General features: G+C 70.0%; 18 protein-coding genes and 1 pseudogene. 7 read left to right on the forward strand and 12 right to left on the reverse strand.

Annotated features, from left to right (window positions below; translation table 11 throughout):
* Positions 1-88 precede the first annotated feature (88 nt).
* Positions 89-1,258 (forward strand): annotated as a pseudogene (locus LBW94_RS31295) (permease); the annotation flags it as partial.
* 88 nt (positions 1,259-1,346) lie between these two features.
* On the opposite strand, the gene LBW94_RS31300 reads toward LBW94_RS31295, so the two are convergent.
* The 3 genes from LBW94_RS31300 to LBW94_RS31310 all read right to left on the reverse strand — a co-directional run bounded on the left by LBW94_RS31300 (position 1,347) and on the right by LBW94_RS31310 (position 3,888).
* On the reverse strand, positions 1,347-2,312 hold the full coding sequence (locus LBW94_RS31300; RefSeq protein WP_225062002.1) for an alpha/beta hydrolase: 966 nt from the start codon (positions 2,310-2,312) through the stop codon (positions 1,347-1,349).
* A gap of 232 nt (positions 2,313-2,544) precedes the next feature.
* Entirely contained in the window at positions 2,545-3,288 is a 744-nt protein-coding gene (locus tag LBW94_RS31305) for an arylmalonate decarboxylase (protein WP_225062001.1), read from the reverse strand.
* Between the two features lie 30 nt (positions 3,289-3,318).
* On the reverse strand, positions 3,319-3,888 hold the full coding sequence (locus LBW94_RS31310) for a TetR/AcrR family transcriptional regulator (RefSeq protein WP_225062000.1): 570 nt from the start codon (positions 3,886-3,888) through the stop codon (positions 3,319-3,321).
* An 81-nt stretch (positions 3,889-3,969) separates the two neighbouring features.
* Here LBW94_RS31310 and LBW94_RS31315 point away from each other — a divergent pair, with 81 nt between their 5' ends.
* Positions 3,970-4,863, forward strand: a complete 894-nt coding sequence (locus LBW94_RS31315; protein ID WP_225061999.1) for a DUF4437 domain-containing protein — start codon at positions 3,970-3,972, stop codon at positions 4,861-4,863.
* Between the two features lie 52 nt (positions 4,864-4,915).
* On the opposite strand, the gene LBW94_RS31320 is transcribed toward LBW94_RS31315, so the two are convergent.
* The 8 genes from LBW94_RS31320 to LBW94_RS31355 are packed head-to-tail and all read right to left on the reverse strand — an operon-like array spanning position 4,916 to position 12,679.
* Positions 4,916-5,659, reverse strand: coding sequence for an arylmalonate decarboxylase (locus LBW94_RS31320; protein WP_225061998.1), 744 nt, complete (start codon positions 5,657-5,659; stop codon positions 4,916-4,918).
* A gap of 18 nt (positions 5,660-5,677) precedes the next feature.
* Positions 5,678-6,472: an SDR family oxidoreductase gene (locus tag LBW94_RS31325; protein ID WP_225061997.1), complete on the reverse strand. Its 795-nt coding sequence runs from the start codon at positions 6,470-6,472 to the stop codon at positions 5,678-5,680.
* Complete coding sequence (locus LBW94_RS31330; RefSeq protein WP_225061996.1) at positions 6,469-7,482, reverse strand: hypothetical protein; 1,014 nt, start codon at positions 7,480-7,482, stop codon at positions 6,469-6,471. Before LBW94_RS31330 ends, LBW94_RS31325 begins: the two co-directional genes overlap by 4 nt.
* Positions 7,479-8,168 (reverse strand): hypothetical protein, encoded by a 690-nt coding sequence (locus LBW94_RS31335; RefSeq protein WP_225061995.1) that lies wholly within the window; start codon positions 8,166-8,168, stop codon positions 7,479-7,481. The genes LBW94_RS31330 and LBW94_RS31335 overlap by 4 nt, the downstream gene beginning before the upstream one ends.
* Entirely contained in the window at positions 8,165-9,286 is a 1,122-nt protein-coding gene (locus LBW94_RS31340) for an aromatic ring-hydroxylating oxygenase subunit alpha (protein ID WP_225061994.1), read from the reverse strand. The genes LBW94_RS31335 and LBW94_RS31340 overlap by 4 nt, the downstream gene beginning before the upstream one ends.
* An 11-nt stretch (positions 9,287-9,297) precedes the next feature.
* A complete protein-coding gene (locus LBW94_RS31345) occupies positions 9,298-10,245 on the reverse strand; it encodes an alpha/beta hydrolase family protein (RefSeq protein ID WP_225061993.1) in 948 nt (315 codons plus the stop codon).
* Positions 10,246-10,247: 2 nt separating this feature from the next.
* A complete protein-coding gene (locus tag LBW94_RS31350) occupies positions 10,248-11,057 on the reverse strand; it encodes an oxidoreductase (protein WP_225061992.1) in 810 nt (269 codons plus the stop codon).
* A complete protein-coding gene (locus tag LBW94_RS31355; protein ID WP_225061991.1) occupies positions 11,054-12,679 on the reverse strand; it encodes a nitrilase-related carbon-nitrogen hydrolase in 1,626 nt (541 codons plus the stop codon). Before LBW94_RS31355 ends, LBW94_RS31350 begins: the two co-directional genes overlap by 4 nt.
* Before the next feature lie 254 nt (positions 12,680-12,933).
* Here LBW94_RS31355 and LBW94_RS31360 point away from each other — a divergent pair, with 254 nt between their 5' ends.
* From LBW94_RS31360 to LBW94_RS31370, 3 genes are read left to right on the forward strand one after another with little or no spacing between them, the layout of a single operon-like run.
* On the forward strand, positions 12,934-14,298 hold the full coding sequence (locus tag LBW94_RS31360; protein ID WP_225061990.1) for a hypothetical protein: 1,365 nt from the start codon (positions 12,934-12,936) through the stop codon (positions 14,296-14,298).
* A complete protein-coding gene (locus tag LBW94_RS31365) occupies positions 14,298-14,906 on the forward strand; it encodes a neocarzinostatin apoprotein domain-containing protein (protein ID WP_225062009.1) in 609 nt (202 codons plus the stop codon). Before LBW94_RS31360 ends, LBW94_RS31365 begins: the two co-directional genes overlap by 1 nt.
* A gap of 45 nt (positions 14,907-14,951) precedes the next feature.
* Positions 14,952-15,359, forward strand: a complete 408-nt coding sequence (locus LBW94_RS31370; RefSeq protein WP_225061989.1) for a neocarzinostatin apoprotein domain-containing protein — start codon at positions 14,952-14,954, stop codon at positions 15,357-15,359.
* 109 nt (positions 15,360-15,468) lie between these two features.
* On the opposite strand, the gene LBW94_RS31375 is transcribed toward LBW94_RS31370, so the two are convergent.
* The gene (locus tag LBW94_RS31375; RefSeq protein WP_225061988.1) at positions 15,469-16,128 is read right to left on the reverse strand and encodes a TetR/AcrR family transcriptional regulator; all 660 of its coding nucleotides are present in this window, start codon (positions 16,126-16,128) and stop codon (positions 15,469-15,471) included.
* Positions 16,129-16,643: 515 nt separating this feature from the next.
* Here LBW94_RS31375 and LBW94_RS31380 point away from each other — a divergent pair.
* Together LBW94_RS31380 and LBW94_RS31385 are read left to right on the forward strand one after the other, a co-directional pair.
* Positions 16,644-17,867, forward strand: coding sequence for an oxygenase MpaB family protein (locus LBW94_RS31380; RefSeq protein ID WP_225061987.1), 1,224 nt, complete (start codon positions 16,644-16,646; stop codon positions 17,865-17,867).
* 6 nt (positions 17,868-17,873) lie between these two features.
* Complete coding sequence (locus LBW94_RS31385) at positions 17,874-18,071, forward strand: hypothetical protein (RefSeq protein ID WP_266272603.1); 198 nt, start codon at positions 17,874-17,876, stop codon at positions 18,069-18,071.
* Positions 18,072-18,073 lie beyond the last annotated feature (2 nt).

Genomic DNA, 18,073 nt, shown 5'->3' on the forward strand with positions numbered 1-18,073 from the left:
GGGCGGACCTTCCTCGCCATATACCCCATGGGGGTATATTCTGGCGAGCGGCCGCAGTGGCCGGTGCGGCGAGCGGAAGGGAGTCGGGATGCGGGCGATCGGGCATGCGTTGTCCCTGGCGGGGACGATGACCTGGGAGATTCTCTGGGCGCTGATCCTCGGGTTCCTGTTGTCGGCCGTGGTGCAGGCGGTGGTGCGGAAATCGACGGTGGTGCGGCTGCTGGGTGATGATCGGCCGCGGACGCTGGCCGTGGCGGCCGGGCTCGGGGCGGCCTCGTCGTCGTGCTCGTATGCCGCTGTGGCGCTGGCGCGTTCACTGTTCCGCAAGGGGGCGAACTTCACCGCGGCGATGGCCTTCGAGATCGGCTCGACCAACCTCGTCGTCGAATTGGGCATCATCCTGGCGCTGCTGCTGGGCTGGCAGTTCACCGCCGCGGAATTCGTCGGCGGGCCTATCATGATCGTGCTGGTGGCGCTGCTGTTCCGGATCTTCGTGCGGTCGCGGCTGGTGGCGGCGGCTCGTGTGCAGGCCGAGCGCGGGGTGGCCGGATCCATGGAGGGGCACGCGGCCATGGACATGGCGGTCGCGCAGGAGGGTTCGTTGCGGCGGCGGCTGCTGTCGGGGCCGGGTTTCACCGCGGTCGCGCACGTGTTCGTGATGGAGTGGGCGGCGATCCTGCGCGATCTCGTGCTGGGGCTGCTCATCGCCGGGGCGATCGGGGCGTGGGTGCCGGACGCGTTCTGGCAGTCGTTGTTTCTCGACGGGCATCCGATGCTGTCGGCGGTGTGGGGGCCGTTGGTCGGACCGCTGGTGGCCATCGCGGCCTTCGTCTGCTCGATCGGGAACGTGCCGCTGGCGGCGGTGCTGTGGAACGGGGGCATCAGCTTCGGCGGAGTGGTCTCGTTCGTCTTTGCCGACCTGCTGATCCTGCCGATCCTCGGGATCTACCGGAAGTACTACGGCACCCGGATGACGCTGGTCATCCTCGGCACCTTCTACGCGGCCATGGCCGGAGCCGGATATCTGGTCGAAATCCTGTTCGGGGCAGTGGGACTCACGCCCACCGAGCGCGACGCCACCGTGATGACCGACGGGATCCGGTGGAACTACACCACCTGGCTGAACATCGTATTCCTGGTGCTCGCAGCGGTTCTCGTGCTGCGGTTCACGCGGACCGGGGGAATCCCCATGCTGCGCATGATGGGTGGGTCGCCGGACGACGAGCACGACCACGGCGGGCACGAGCATTCGGGCCACGACCACGGTGGGTATTCCGGCCACATGGACGCCGATGTCCACGGGCACGGCGATGCGCACGGCCACGTGCCGCCGGAGAGCTAGTGGTTCAGGCGGCTCCGCGCAGGGGCTGGGCGCCTGCGGCGGCCGGGATCGTGCCCGGGGTGCCGGTGGGATAGTCGATCGAAGTGGTGGTGCCGTCGAAGAAGTCGGCGGTCCAGTCCGTGGCGAGGTGTTGCAGGATCGACACGTTCGCCGATTGCGGAGTGCCGCAGATCAATTCGCCGAGGGCGTCGCTGCTGGCGCCCTCGGCGTCGGTGTGCACGCCGGTGGGTAGGCGGACGCCGACGAAGTCGCGGTGCAGCAGGGTCTGGACGGCCGTGGTTCCGGTGCCGAAGTTGTTGCAGGGTGAGGGTGGACCGGCGACGGTCAGGATCGGCAGCGGGGTGCGGTCCAGATCGGTCAGGGCGACATCGGTGTTGTTGCCCAGGAACGACTTCACCGGATCCAGCAGGATCAGGCCGGCCAGGTCCGGCCAGCGGGCGGGGTAGTCGGTGTGCAGGTGGTGGGCCACGTATTCGGCCGCCTCGGCTCCGGCCGAATGGCCGATGAACACCATCCGCTGTGGCAGTGCGGGGGCGGGGCGACCGGCCTGGGCCGCCGCGGCCGCGAGCGCGGTGGCCAGCGGGCCGTACGGGTCGTCGGCGGTGCCGAACAGCCGGGCCACCTGATCCAGGAACGGGGTGTTGTCGCCGAGGTTCTGGAGCGTGCAGCCGGCCGGGTCGAAGAACGGCAGGCTGGGGGTGAAGACGAGATAGCCCGCGCTCGCAAGGGTTTCGGCGAGGGCGGCGACGTTGCCGTCGGCGCGGGCGAAGCCGTGCTGCACCCAGACCAGCCCGCGCGGGACGCCGTCGGGCAGGTACCAGTCGGCGTTCTGGTGGCGGGTCGCGCCGGCGCACGGCAGGTCGATCGCGCCGGGCAGGGCCGTGGGTGCGGCGGTGGCGGGTAGCGCGGCGAGGGGACCGGCGAGGCAGGCGGCGGCCACGGCGATCAGGCAGGAACGTCGGAGGGGCATCGCGACTCCAGTGGGGGGACAGGCTGTTTCCGTGAACGGAACGGCGTGGTGGGGTATGCGCCGACGATATGTGCTGAGCCGGGCGGGTTGGTTGCCTATGTGTTTCGTATGTCGAAACAGAGTTTCCATAATCTCGCAGGCCGGTGTGTGTGCTGCGCAGTGCCGGTGTGCGGTGGGAAGTGCCCGGCGTCGGTGTGCGGTGGCGCAACCGGGGGCAGTGGTGGTGAGGTGGTCAGTGGTCGCGCAGCAGGGTGCCCGCGTCCTGGACGCGGTCGTCCAATCCGTGTTCGCGCAGGGCGTGCCAGAGGGTGGCGGCGTTGATCGCGATCACCGGTTTGCCGAGTTCGCGTTCCAGTTCGTCGGCCAGGGCGACGAAGGACAGGTTGGTGCCGACCTGCACGATCGCCTCCACGTCCGGGCCGTCGATCGAGGCGACCATCGCTCGCAGGCGGTCGTTCTCGACGCGGGCGATATCCATCGCGGTCGGGCAGCGCAGGCCCGTGATGGCGGCCACGTCGAAGCCGGCCTCGGTGAAGAATCGGCCCACCTCCACGTCGGCGACCGGCTGATACGGGGAGAACACGGCGATGCGGTGGCAGCCCAGTTCGTGCAGGGCGGCGCGGCAGGAACTCGCGCCGGTGGTGACCGGCAGGCCGGTGCGGTCGCGCAGGCGCTGTTCGAAGGCCGCGTTGCCCTCGATGCCGCCCCAGAACGTCTCGGCCGACATGCCCATGACCATGCGGTCCGGTTCGGCGGTGAGGGCGTCGCGCACGGCGGTGTCGATGGCGGCGCGGATCTGGCCGAGCAGGGCGCGGAAGGCGTCGTCGTCGCCCATCACCGGATCCGGGATGTACATCGAACCCGCGCGATAGGCGACGCCGGGAATTCCCGATCGCCAATAGTCGTGTTCGACAACGGTATTGGTACTCGGCACGATCACGCCGAAGACGGCTCGGGTGCCCACGGCATTGGTCATCGGATCCTCACTGGTGGTGCGGGGGTGGGTTCAGGACGGGGGAATGGTGGCGTGGGCCAGCGCATCCGCGACCGCGCGGTGAGCGCGTGCGGGATCCACGGGCAGGTCCAGCAGCAGGGTGTCGACCAGCAGCGGGGCGACGATGGACTTGGCGGTCTCCGCGGCGCGGAGTTCGTCCTCCACGCCGAGGGCGCGCACGCCGCGATGGAAGGGCGCCAGCAGGTCCTCGACGTAGCGGCGGCGCAGATCGGCACAGGCCGGGTCGGTGACCGATGCGGTGATCAGCGCGCGCAGGAAGGCGGCAACGGGCTTGTCGCGCAAGCGATCACAGAGCATATCGACCTCGGCGTGCAGATCGGTGACCGGATCGCCGGTGGGTGCGGCGGCCGGATGCGGCGCGACCTCGATGAGGGCGGCGAGGAAGTCCCGCGGCATGGGCCAGTGCCGGTAGATCGTGGTGCGGGCCACGCCCGTGATGGCATGCAGCCGTTGCGGAGTCAGCGCCGCCGCGCCCTCGGTCAGGATCAGCTCGAGCGCGGCGGTGAGCACGATCTCGGCGGTGTCGGCGGCGGGGCCCGCGGGACGTCCGGGTCTGTTCACGGAGTAAACAGTACAGGTTGCAGCGCTTATTGGTAAGCGATACATTTCGTAGCGTAAATCAACACTCCTCCAGGAGGATCCATGCGTCCGCATGTCGAATTGATCGATGAAAAAGACCTGATCTGGCATCTGGCCGAGTTCGAGCAGGCCACCGGCACCGCGCGCCAGCGCAATCTCAGCTACGACGAGGAGGACGGCTCCGCCTCGCTCAAGGTGCTGTTCACCAGCGACTGGTCCCGTCCCGCCGGGGTGCACGCGGCCGAGACGGAGTGGTACGTGCTGTCGGGCCGGGTCACCATCGGTGACACCGAACTCGGGCCCGGCGGCTACTGGACCGCGCCGATCGGGGTGTGGACCCCGGCGCTGACGGTGACCGAGGGCGCCGAGATCCTGCTGTTCCGCGAGGGCGCGGACTGGGCCTTCGAACTCGCCGACGCCGATCGCGAAACCGTGCGCCCCGACCAGGTTCTGGTGATCCTCGACTCCAGCGAGATGCCGTGGATCGACGTGAAGGACGGCAGTCCCATGCGTTTCGATCTCGGCGGCACCCCGGTGCCGGGGCTCTACATCAAGCTGCTGCACCGCGACGAGAAGACCGGCTTCTACACCCGGCTGATCAAGGCCAAGCCGGGCTGGCGGGAAGTGCCACTGGCACACCACCCGTGCAGCGAGGAGGCCTACTGCCTGGACGGCGGCTTCGAGTACAACTTCGGCACGATGTGGCCGGGCACCTACTTCTGGCGGCCGCCGTTCATCCGGCACGGCGACTTCACCGCCGACGCCGAACAGGGCTGCACCTGGCTGCTGCGCTCCGACGCCGATCTGGTGGACTGGTACACCGACAACGCCAAGGTCGTGATGACCGGCGATGCCACCAACTGGGGGCCGGAGTTCCCGCAGACGCTGGCGCCGCGGCTGATCGAGCCGGTGCGCTCGGCCTCCATCGGCCGCTGGCTCGACCCGACCCACCAGTAGTGCGACGCGAAAGCGCCCGTCCGGCACGGCCGGACGGGCGCCGAGCGGGGGCTCAGTGGTCGCGCAACAGCCCACCCGCGCCCTCGATCCGGTCGGTGAATCCGTTGTCGCGCAGAGCCATCCACCAGGTGGCGGCATTGATGGCGATCACCGGCTTGCCGAGCCAGCGCTCGGCCTCGTCGGCCAGCCGCAGCATGGACAGGTTGGTGCCGCACTGCACGAGGGCGTCGATGTCGTCACCGTCCACCTCGAGCAGCGACCTGCGCAACTCGTCCTCGGTCACGTGCGCGATGGAAACCGCGGTGGGGCACCGCAATCCCTTGATCGCGCCGACCTTCACGCCGAGTTCGCCGAAGAACCGCACCACGTTCTCGTCGCCCACCGGCTGATACGGCGTGACCACGCCGATGCGGGTGGCCCCGTACAGTTCCAGCGCGCGCCGGCACGCCTCCGCGCCGGTGGCCACCTCCAGCCCGGTCACGTCGTTGATCTGCTTCACGAAGGCGCGGTTGCCTTCCACACCGCCCCAGAAGGTTTCGGCGGACATGCCCATGACCATGTAGTCCGGTTCGCAGGTCAGCACCCGCTCGCACGCCGCGACGATCTCCGCGCGGATCTGGTCCAGCAGCCGGCCCATGCCGGCGTCGTCACCCATGTTCTGGTCTCGGATGTGGATGCGGCCGAAGTGGGTGGTGACACCGGGCACGCCCAGGCGGGCGAAATCCGGCTCCACGACGGTGTTGGTGGACGGTGCCAGCACGCCGAACTTGGCGCGCCAGCCGAGCACATCGGGCATGACGGTTCCTCGGGGAGTTCAGGATTCGGGAATCTCCGCGAACAGGTCGCGGCGGCGGAACGGGGCGGTGGCGAAGCGGCCGATCACCTTGCCGGTGGTCAGCCAGGCCACGTGCTCGCCGTTGCGGGTGCGGGTGACCGCGCGCTCGGCCAGCCACGGGGTGACGGTCTCCACCCGGTCGGCGAGGATGTTGAACACCTTGCGCGCCTTGGCCTGTTCCTCGGGGTCGGCGTAGCCGCCGGTGAGCAGATCGGTGACGACCATGCCGGGGCTGAGCAGCCCGACCGTCACCCCGGCGGGCACCTCGCGGGCCAGGCCCTTGGTCAGATAGGTGACGGCGCGCTTGGTGGCGCCGTAGACGGTCAGTCCGGGCACGGTGCGGCCGTCGCTGCCGAGGCCCTCCATGTTCCAGACGTGCCCGCCGCCGGTCGCGGCCAGTCCCGCGATCGCCACCGCGCAGCCGTTGAGGACGCCGATCAGGTTGGTGGACACCACCGTTCGCGTCTCGGACTCGGACAGCTCCCAGACCGGGGCCCGGGTGTGCGAGACCCCGGCATTGTTGATCCACACGTCCACGCCGCCGAAGCGGTCCACGGTGGCGTCCCAGAACCGTTGCAGGCTGTCGCGATCGGTGACGTCGGCGGTGGTGACCAGGGCGTGCGGGAGTTCGGCGGCCATCTTCGCCACCCGTTGGGAATCGGTGCCGCACACCGCGACCCGATGCCCGGTCGCGAGCAGCGCCTGCGCCAGACCCAGGCCGATGCCGCGGGTGCCGCCGGTGACGGCGACGATCCGGCCCGCCGGCGTCGTCATTCGCGCTCCAGCACGCCGTGCACGATCGTCGCCAGGCGATTGTGCTCGAAGATCTGGTAGACCACCGCGAGCGTGCTGCCCGCGCCCATGCCCGGCTCGGCGTCGATCATGAACTCCCGGCCCACCAGCCGGGTGCCGTCGGTGCGATGCATGCGCACGAAATGCGCACGGCCGTAGGCGGTTCCGTTTCCCCAGACATCGGGGCCCTCGTGGAACCAGCGGGTGCCGTCGCGGCGGACGACCGCGCGGGTGCCGGCGTCCAGCGCGCCGGACATGGTCACGTGGTGTTCCGCGGTGATCAGGCTGTGCGGCGTGACGGCCAGCACCATCCGGGTCTTGCCGATCGGCGTCTGATCGACGCCCCACACCTCCAGATCACCGGCGAATCGGGTGGGTTCCTTGGAGGGAAGGGTGAACGGTACGGCGCCGCAGCGGGTTTCGGTGGCGATCCGCTCGTCGACCAGGTCCGGGTCGCGGGTGTAGACGCCGTCGAAGACGCCCACCACCGCCGGTCCCTGCGACAGCACCGACGAGTACACCTGGGTGTCGCCGACGGTCTGGTTCCAGGTGTTCAGCGACACCTGCCAGCCGGGGCCGTAGTAGTGCGCGTCCACGAATCCGCCGTAGGGCTGGCCGGATCCGAAGAAGTCCGGCCCGGTGTAGATGCGGTCGCCGTCGGAGTCGACGACGCCGAACGCGAACGACGCGCCGAGGGCATAGCGCCCGGCCAGTCTCCCGCCGCCGGTGAGGCCGCCGTCCATGTAGTACATGGTCCGCCCGTCCTCGAACACCGACGACCGGCGGATGTCCTCGAACCCGTGCCAGACCCCCTCGGCGTCGAACAGCGAAGGGCGGCCGACCCATTCCCCGGTGATGCGTTGCTGCCAGTGGCTCGGCTCGGCACCGGTGTCCGGGCCGGTCGCCGCGTCGCTGCCCGCACCGGGCACTGCCGCCGCGACGGCGCTCGGTGCTACATCCGTGCCGGAACTCGGCGCTGCCTCGGTGCTCACTGGGCCAGCTCCTGTCGCACCCGCTCGGACTGTTCGGCCCCGAGCAGCCGGGTGACCTGGGCCCACACCGGATCCACCTGTGGGCTGAACAGATTCGCGCGGTTGGCGCGATCGCGGGCCGGCAGGTCCGCGCCGACGGCGGGAACGCCCTTGTCCACCAGCGTGAGCCAGTGCCGCAGGTAGGCGTCGACGGTGGTGGCGAGTTCGGTGAAGGCCGGTTCGGTGGCGCGGCACACCAGCATCCACGGCGACATCATCGCGCGCTGCCGGGGGCCGACGGCCGCCGCGGAGATGCCCTCGACCTGCCAGGCGCCGTCCAGCAGCGGGGTCAGCGGGAGGAACACCGCGTCCAGGTATTCCAGCTCGACCGCGAGGTCGGCCCGGGGGATCAGGTCCAGGTGCATGGCGTAGTACTCCCCGCCGTACACCGAGTCGAGGGTGAAATGCGGTACGGCCGAATCGCTGTCGGTGAAGGCGAAGATCATGTGGCTGTCCAGCCCGATCGGCGGCACCACCAGGTCGACGGTCACCAGCTTGTCGATCGGGCCGCCGCGCAGCACGCGCAGCCGGCCCACCGGGTCCGGGGACATCGCGCTGGTCAGCGGCTCGTCGGTGACGACGGCCGAACCCAGTGCGCCGGAGAGTGTTTCGAGGGTGCGCTCACTGAGCGCGGCGGGCAGGCTCATTGCGGGGTTCCTCCGTTGCGGGCCTTGTGCACCCAGGCGCTGGCCAGTTCGGGGTTGTCGCGCCGCACCGGCGACGCGATGACGGTGGCGCTGCGATGCGGCCCGTCGCCGGTGACGACCTCGGAATCGCCGACCCACCAGCCCTGTTCGATCAGCTGGGCCCGGCGGCGGCGGTAGGCGATCTGCAAGGCGTCGCTGCGGACGTGCAGCTCGTCGGCCAGATCGAACGGCAGCAGTTCCGGCCGTTGCGATTCCACCACCGGGCGGTCCTGGAGCAGGATCTTCTCGATGCGCTTCTTGGTGTTGCCGTCGGCCCAGGCGCCGGTGAAGAAGCTGCGGAAACCGAGGATCTTCACCAGCGTCCGGTCCTGGGACAGCGGGATGTTGAAGTCGTACAGGATCAGATCGCCGATCGGCAGCCGCACGTGCAGTTTCACGACGTTGGGCAGGTACCAGCCGTTGGTGACGGTGACGTACTCCGCGCGCGGCCGGCGCTTGGCCAGCAGGCCCCACAGTCCCTTCGGCGGCGGCGGACTCATCTGGATGTCCGCCTCCGCCGACCACTCGGTCTGGCGCACTTCGTAATCCGGGATCTGTGGCCGGTCCGGATTGCCGAACGCGGTGCCGTGCACGAACGGGGTGTGCGAGGCGTCGGCGACGTTCTCGAAGGTGCGTTCGTAGTTGGCGTCCACCACCATCTCGTATTCGACGGCCTTGAAGGCGGGATCCTCCCACTGCGGGATCTCCGGGATGGGCGGGCGTTGCTCCTCGGGCAGATCCCCGAGGAAGGCCCACACCATGCCGTGGCGTTCCACGGTGGGATACGCGTCCACCCGGGCCTTGCGCGGGATGGTGCGCTCCGGGGCGTTGGCCGGGATGCGCACACACACCCCGCCGCTGTCGTATTGCCAGCCGTGATACGGGCAGGTGATCACGTCACCGGAGACGGTGCCCATCGACAGCGCGCCGCCGCGATGCACGCACAGGTCCGAAAGACAGGTCACCACACCGGCTTCGGTGCGATACAGCACGAAGTTCTGGCCCAGACAGGTGACTCGGCGTGGCTCGCGGCCGACCCGGCTCGCGAATTCGACGGCGTACCAGAAGTTCTTCAGCACAGCGATCCTCCTCAGTGCCGCTTCAGCAGTACGCCGTCGTCGAAGCCGGCCAGCTCCGCGCGCGCCGATGCCGAATCCAGCAGGTGGGTGCGCAGGAACAGCGTCGTCAGCCGCGCGAACGGGGGCAGGGCCGCGGCCTCCGCGGGGCCGTCCAGGAAGGCGCGGGCCGCGGTGGGGTCGGCGTCGGCGATGCCGAAGTGGTTGGCGCCCGGCACGACCGCGAGCAGGTGATCGCCGTCGGGGAGCGCCTCGGTGAAGGTGCGGGCCACCGGATCGGGCCGGGCCTCGTCGCCGGTCTCGCCGTAGCGGTCGGCGCTGCCCTGGATGACGCCGTCGTTGCTGCCGACGCCGAGCAGCACCGGACAGGTGACCTGCGCGGGCAGCACGGTACCCGGATCCCAGCCCAGCATGGTGGCGACCATCGTGTGTGCGCCCCAGGCGAACACGGCCCGCACCCCGGGGAAGAACCGTGCCGATTGCAGCACCACGGTCCCGCCCGCGGAATGCCCGCCGAGGGCGATGCGGTCCAGATCCAGTGCGCCGAGCAGGGGTTCGGCCTCGTTGAGTTCCGCGACGGCGGCGAGGACGGCGGTGATGGTGGGACAGGTGGGCCGGGTGCCGTAGGCGTCGGGCCGGGCGGCGGCCAGATCGACGCCGGGGGTGATCCCGCGCTGCCCGCCGAACAGGTCGGCGACCCGGTCGAAGGTGACGACCACGAAACCGGCCGCGGCGATCTCGCAGGCGTAGCGCCGGTAGGCGTCCTGGCCGACGTTGACCCCGGACAGGAAGATCACCACCGGATACGGGGCCCCGGCCGGGTCGGGTGCGAAGACGCCGGTGAGGCGCTCGGCGTCGGTGCCGGACACCACGGCGGGGTAGTAGACCTTCAGATGGGCGGTGTCGAACGGGGCTTCGCCGTCGGTGCGCGCCGACCACCACAGGGAGCGAACGAGTTCCATGATCAGCCCACCGGCCTCGGGGAGACGCGGTCGCCGCCCCACAGCGCGCGCACCAGGCGCGCGGTGAGCTCGGCTCCGAACATGCGCTCGCCCATGACATTCGCCGGATCGCGTTCGGCGATGTTGCGGCGGATGCGCAGATCCCGCTCCGCCAGCGCGGCCTGTTCCTCCGCGGGAACCGGTTCGGCGGCGTCGACCCAGCCCAGCCAGCGGTCCACGGTCGTGCTCAGCACCTCGCGCACGGTGTCCAGATTGGGCCGGGTGGTGGGGAAGGAGTAGCAGTAGGCGGTGGGGGAGAGGCTGGCCCGGATGAAGCCCGTGCGGCTGGTGAACCAGGTGAAGTCCGGGTGGTCCTGCTTGAAAGTCAGCCAGGGCTCGTCGGTTTCGGCGTAGTAGCGGTCGAAGTAGTCGCCGTCGCCGACCAGGTCGCCGCGCGGCACGCCGTCGACGTAGAACCAGCCCTGCGGCCACAGCAGCAGCGCCGAGCCCAGGTGCGGCACCCGGACCTGCGGGCCCAGCCACGCGGTGAGGTGCATGTTCACGAAACCCGTCCGTGGATCGCCGATCCAGGAGTGCACCAGCCAGTCGATCTCGGGCCCGCTGTAGGCGGCGAGGCTGCCCGACGGGCCGGTGGCCGGATCACCGTAGGTGTCCAGATCGGCGGTGGAGGCGTCGCGGGTGAGTTCGAAGCGGGCGTCGATCCGGCTCTTGAACTCGGCCAGCATCTCCTGCCATTCGCCGAAGATCTCGCTGACATCGGTTCTGGGGTTCTCGTCGACCATCTGCTCGACGTGTTGCAGGGTTTCGCTCATGGCAGCTCCGATTCGGTGGTGGCGGTGGCGGGTTCCCGCGTGAGGGCGGTGAGTGCGGCAGGCGGAATCCCGGCGACCAGATCGGTGCCGCGGGAGACCGTGCGGTTGACCGCTTGGGCCGGGCGGACCGTGCTGAGCAGCCGCGAGGCGCCCGGCGGCGCGGTGACGAGGTCGGGATGACTGATACGGCCGGTGAACGGCCCTTGCCAGGTGGTCCAGAGGGTGAAGTCGGGGCTGAGCGCGCAGACGGTGGCGGTGAGCCCGCCCGCCGCGTCGAGTCCGGCGGCGACGATGTTGAGCCGGTTCTCGGCGGCCCGCTCGGGCAGGCCGAGCCGGATCTCCCAGGGTTCGGCCGGGGTGTGCGGGACGGCGATCACATCGGCGTCCTGGGTCACGGCCAGCCGGAACGACTCCGGGAACAGCGCATCGTCGCCGACCACGAGTGCCAGTCGGCCCCAAGGTAATTCGAACAATTCCAGGCCGGTGCCCGGGGCGGGGTACCGGCCGGTGCGGTGCAGGCGGGGCTGGCGGCCGACGATGCCGTCCGCGCCGATCAGCAGCCCGGTGCCCGTTGCGTCGGTGGTCACCACGTGAGCCGGTGAATCGCCGAGTGCGGCAATGATATCCGGCACTTCGAGAGCCGTTTCCGGCTCCGCCGTCACGATCAGCAGCGCACCCTCGGCGGCCGCGGCCGCGATCTGCGCCGGATCGGGCAGCACCGCCGCGACGGTCAGCGTGTCCGCGCCGGCCGGGGCCGCGCGCACGCCCGACGCGCGCAGCAGCGGGGTGTACAGCCGCGGGCGGCGGGCGGCCAGCACGTCGGTGCCGTCGGGCCGGCGCTTGTCGTCGGCGAGTTCGACGTCGATGTCCGCGACCGCGAGCGCCTCGCCGGTCGCGGGGGCGCGGGCCACCGTGGTGCCGTCGGGGGCGACGATCTGGCTCTCCCCGGCGCCGTACAGCCGGTCGGCCGGGACGCCGAGCCGGACCGAGAGTTCGGGCAGCAGGTCCACCGGCAGCAGCGGGCCGATCTTGTTGGCGGCCACCACCCACACCTTGTTCTCCGCGGCGCGGACCGGGATGTGCAGACCGGCCTCGTCGGTGGCGAAGGAGTTGAGGCTGTTCAACAGGATCTGCGCGCCGCGCACCGCGAGCGAACGGGCCACCTCGGGGATCACCCCCTCCATACACGCGTACAGGCCGAGGCGGCCCAGCGGTGTGTCGATGATCTCCGAATCGGAATCCCCGCGCAGGAGATGATTGTTCTCCGCACCCATCAGGATCTGCTTGTGCGACTGCCCGAGCAGCTCGCCGTCCGGTCCGAACAGCAGGCTCGCGCCGGTCGTGGCGCCGTCGTCGTGGGCCAGCGTCACGCCGATCTTCACATACATGTGGTGCCGGGTGGCCCGTTCGGCCACCGCGGTGAGGAACGGATCACCGAACCGGCACGCCATTCGGTGCGCGTGGGACCGATCCGTGTACCACGATAGGTGGTTACAGAACTCGGGTAGCACCACCAACTCGGCTCCGGCGGTCGCCGCGGCATCGATCTGGCGCAGGCAGGCGTCGAGGTTGGCCGCGACGTCGGTGCCTGCGGCGAGTTGGGCGGCGGCGACTCGCGTCATGAACGCGCACCTCCTGGGTGAGAGCGTTTCGGAGGTCGAAACGCTGTTTCCAATAAGTGCGATTCTGTACCGATGTCGCGGATCTGTCCAGCGGGCGGGTAAATCTCCGACCCGGCGTCCGTCCGGGGTGAAAAATGCCTGTTTCCAGGCTGTTACGTGCGCATTCGCGCTTGACACTCATCCGTGGTCCGGGTTCAATATGGCAACTGCGAAACCGTGTTTCGGTCTGAGAAACACGGGGCTGGAGGTGAGAGATGACGACACCGAGCGCATCCGCCGGAACAGGAGCCACCCCGTCCACCCCGCCGCCGTTCACCGCCGAATCCCCTGGTAGCCGTGGTGGCGCCTGGTTGCCGCTGCTCGCCGCCGCGGCGGCCGGCCCCGCGGCGGGCGTCGGGATCGTGCTGCTGAGCAAGGCCCTCGCGGGCCGGGCGGGACTCCCCGGTGCGGTGGTGGGCTACATCGCCGCGACCGCGGTGGTGCTCGGCGGTGTGGCGATCGTGGTGGCCCGGCGCTGGTTACCGCCGCGCACCGGCCGTGGTATCGGCGTACTAGCGCTGCTCGCAGGCGTGGGAATCGTGGCCGCCGGCGCGATCGCGGTGGTCCCGGCGCTGCTCACCGGGGTACTGCTCGCGGGCGCCCTCGGCGGCCCGCTGATCCAGGCCGCGCGAGTGGTGAACAGGCCCAGAGCTTTCCGGATCGCCATGACGGTCGGTGTGCTGGTGGGGACCGCTCTGGCCGCGGCCGGCACCCGCTACCCGGGGGTGGCGCTGCTGGCCACCGGTACGGTGGCACTGCTCGCGGGACTGGGCCTGGCACTACGCGATCCGGCCCCGAGTGCGCCACCGGATTCCGTGTCCACTCCCGGCTCCGGCGCGACCGCCGAGCCCGGTGTGCTGTCGCCTTCCTCGGGCGATTCGGTGCCTGTCGACGCTGTGGCGCCACCGGATTCCGGTGTTGCCGAACCGGCGGCTGCCACCCCGGCGGCATCCGTCGCGGTGGGGGCAGCGGTCCCGGAGGCGGAACCTGGATGGGCCCGGATCGTCCGGGCCGCGGCCGGATTCGCGGTCGGTGCGACGGTGTTGCCGGCACTGCATCTGCTGCTGTTCCGGTGGACCGTGCTGGATGCCGATCAGCCGCGCTACCTGGCTGTCGCCTTGATTCCCGCGGTGCTGGTCGCGTCGGCGGCCGGTGGCACGCGCCGAGTGGCCGCGGCGCCGCTGCTGGTGCTGGCCGCCGGGGGACCGGTACTGGTCGCCACCGCGCCGGGCGCGTGGCAGGCCACCGTCGGCATTGCGCTGACCGTGACCGCCGCCGTGCGAGCCTGGGCGGTCACCTCGGCGGACCGACTCGATGAACGATCGAACCATCTTCTCCCGCTGTTGATTCCGGCCATCAGTGCCGGAGTCGGTCTTGCCGCTGTGGCCGGGCTGCGGCAGGTGTGGGGTGACGGGGCGGCGCTGACGCTGGCCGCGATGCCCGTGCTGGCCGCCGCCGCGTTCGTCACCCGGCCGGGCGCGGTCTCCCGGGCGGAAACCGCTGCGCCGGTCACCCACACCGGTGACGCGACCCGGCCGGGGACCGTCCCCACCGAACTCTCCCTCGAAGGAGGCGCGTGATGATTCGCGTAATCCGCCGCGGCGCTGTCGCATTCGCCGCCGTCGCACTTGCCGCTGCCACTGCGATCGCCGCCGCACCCGCGGGAGCGGAGCCGCCCGCACCGGCGGTGCTGCACGTCAGCGCCACCACCGGGCTCGCGGACGGGCAGCGGGTCACGGTGAGCGGCAGCGGTTTCCAGCCCGGTCTGGCGGCGGTGGCCGTCGGGCTGTGCCGGCAGGGCTACACCAACGGGCTCAACGACTGTGATCTCAACGGGGGCGCGGGATTCGTGAACATCGCCGCCGACGGTACCTTCAAAACCCTCACGCTGACGCTGCATCCGCAGTTCAAGGCGATCGACTGCCTGAAACAGCAGTGCGAGGTCGCCGCCGCGCCGCTGCCGGGGACCGAACCTGCCGCGGTGATCACCGCCAACACCGCCATCACGCTGATGGCCTTCACCGGCGCCACTTTCGCGCCGCCCACCACTTCGGCCGCCACCGCCGCCGGCACCACCGCGTCCGCCGCCCCCGAGACCCGGGGTCCATCGGTGGCGCTGTGGTCGGTGACAGCGGGCCTGCTCGCCGTCGTCGCCGGAGCCGCCTTCGCCGATCGGCGTCGGCTGTAGTTCCCATCGCAACGTCGCATGTAGTGAAATCCCAAGGAGGAAAACATGTCTCGAATCGGAACTCGGATCGGCCCGCTGCTGGCGGCCGCCGCGGCGTTCGCTCTGCTGGGCAGCGCCACCGCGCAGGCGGCCTCGGTGCAGGCGAGCCAGACCGGCGGGGTCTCCGTCGGGCAGAGCGTCAGTGTCGCGGTCAGCGGCCTGGCGCCCAACCTGTCCCAGGTGGCCGTCGGGCAGTGCACCGCCTCGATCTCCGGCCCGAACGACTGCAACCTGGGCGGTTCGCTGCTCGGTAACGCCGACGGCTCGGGTTATCTGCGGGCCGGCAGCATCACCCTGGTCGGCTCGGTCGGCGGCGTGGACTGCACCGCGTCCGCCGGCGCCTGCACCATCGCCGTCACCAGCCTGACCGATCCCTACAACATCCTGGCCGCGGTTCCGCTCAGCTTCGGCTGATCCGTAGTCGCGGATCTCGTGACGCGGCCACCGACTCGTGCGGTGGCCGCCCCGACTTCGGCCGTATCACCGCGGCCGAAGCGATACGGCCGAGGTGATCACGGCCGGATCAGTCCGCGACCCGCAGCAGCGGTACCAGGAAGCGGCGGGCCAGATCCGCCAGACTCGCGTCGTCGTCGAGATCGATCACCTCGCTGGGGATGGTCAGGAACGACGCGCACAGCCGGACCATGAGCTCGGCGACCACCTGGGTGTCCACGCCGGCGTCGATCTGCCCCGCGCGTTGCTCGCGGCGCAGCCGCCCGGCCACGAACTGCCGCACCGCGGCCACGGTCCGGCCCTGATCGCCGATCAGGGAGATGACCAGCCGGTCCGGTTCGGCCGCGAGCAGTCCGCCGATGAGCGGATTGCCCCGGATCGCTCGCAGCGAGCTGACGAAACCCACGACCACCCGGTCGGACACGGTGTGGGCATCGCGGATGTCCACCAGGAACTGATCGAAATAGCGCCGGAATTCGCGCAGGATAACCTGTTCCACCAGGGCGTCCTTGGTGGTGAAACGCCGATAGACGGTAATCCGGGACAGATTCGCCCGGCGCGCGACGTCCTCCATCGTGGATCGTTGGACACCCATCCGGCAGAACTGTTCGTAGGCCGCGTCCAGCAGCCTGGACCGGATGCCGTCGGTCTCGTCGACCTGCCCCACCGCGTCACTGTAGGCGCGCGCCAGCAACGACCCCGCATCCGAATCCGTCACCGCGTCCGCCATGCTCTCCTCCTGCCGTCGAATTCCTGCTTCCACCAAGGTGACACGGCAACACTTGTGACGACCACCAGGACCCGGCCCGGATGCCGCCGATCCACCGGCCGTTTGCCGGCCGTGGAGCCGATGCGGCGCCGGGAGATCCGCGGCCGCCGCGCGGGTGATCCGGCGCCGGCCGCGGGTTCGATACCCGAACCTACGCGGAAATCCCCGCGGCCGACGATATCGGCGCCGCGGCCGCGGCGGACCCCAGGTCCAACTGGTTGAGCAGATTCTGGACGAGGTTCCAGACGTTCATCGGTCGCTCCTTACTCGTACTTTTCCGGCCATCCGTGCCGGCCGGTCCGGGGCGGCATTTGCCGGGCCGACGCTGCCGCCGTGCCCGCTCGCGCCGCCGACCGGCCCGGTTCCGGGAATCCCGCCGACATCTTGTGATGGCAACCACAGTGTGGTGTCATCATGATACTCAGAAGCAGAGAATGTATCTCTGTATCTGTGACTCGAAGAAGAGGGACAGTGGCATGGACGCATACCGACTCAGCAGACGTGACGCATTCCGGGCCGGCGGCGGCCTCCTGGGAGCTGTCGGTGCACTCGCGGTGATGGCGAAAACCGCACGGGCCGAACCCTGGTCGTGGTCACCGCAGGGTTCGGTGGTCGGCAGCGGCAACGGGGCCGATCCGCTGACCTTGTTCGATCCCGAGGCGGACGCGGTGATCGCCGATGTGATGGACCACGCCGACGTGCCCGCCGTCAATCGGCTGCTGGGGACCTGGACCCGCAACGGGCAGCCGATTCCGGACGGTTTGCCGAACAATCTGCGGGACTTCATGGAATCGGCCCGGCAACTGCCGTCGTGGGCCGATCAGGGCAAATTGGCCGCGTCATTCGATTTCACCCAGAAGCGCGGCACCTATCTCGGCGTGCTGTACGCGTTCGCCAGCGGCATGATGTCCACGGTGATCCCGCACGAGGCGCTCGCGGTGTACTACTCGCGCGGCGGATCGCATCTGAAGGACCGCATCGCCAAGACCGCGAAGCTCGGCTACGACATCGGCACCGTCAATGCCTATGCGCCCGACGGTGAAATGATCGTCACCTGCGTCAAGACCAGGATGATCCACGCGGCGGTGCGGCATCTGCTGCCGCAGTCGCCGCATTGGCCCGCCGACACCACACCGATCAGCCAGAACGATCTGATGGTCACCTGGCACAGCCTGGCCACCACCATCATGCGGACCTTCGACGCGTGGCACGTGGTGATTCCGCCGGCCGAATCCGATGGTTATCTGCACAGCTGGCAATTGGCGGGCCACCTGATCGGCATCCGGGACGAGTACATTCCCGCGTCGTGGGACCAGGCGAATTCCCAGGCGACGCAGGTGCTGGATCCGATCCTGGCGCCGACCGCGGAGGGGGTCGACCTCGCGCACAAACTGCTGGATCTGGGATTCGATCTCGATCTGTCGCTGCTCAGCGCACCCATTCTGGGCGCGTTCACCCGGTTCATCCTCGGGGATCGGGTCGCCGACTGGCTCCAGATTCCGCGGGAGCCGGTCTGGAGCCCGCTGTTGCAGGTCGCCTGGGGACCGTTCGTGGCGGTGAAGGAGGGCGTCCAGGGGGCGATTCCGCCGAGTGCGGACGCCGCCTGGATGTTCGACGAATTCCTGCGGCAATTCGTGTTGTGGTACGTGTCCGAACTGCACATGCCGATCAGTATCGAGATCCCGCTGACCAATCGGTGAGCGCGGATGGGTGAGATGGGTGGCAGCGCCGCCGCCCACCTCACCCGCACCGGAACGGATACGGCGGCTGTCCCGGACCCCGCGCGGTCCGGGACAGCCGCCGCCGGCCGGTGGCTCACCGCCGCCGCGACTCCGGTGGCTCAGCGCCGTGATGCCGATGGCTCGCCGGAATTCGGCAGGCTCGCCGCTGCGCAACCGGGGTAGCG

The sequence above is a fragment of the Nocardia sp. alder85J genome (assembly GCF_020176955.2).
Taxonomy (GTDB): domain Bacteria; phylum Actinomycetota; class Actinomycetes; order Mycobacteriales; family Mycobacteriaceae; genus Nocardia.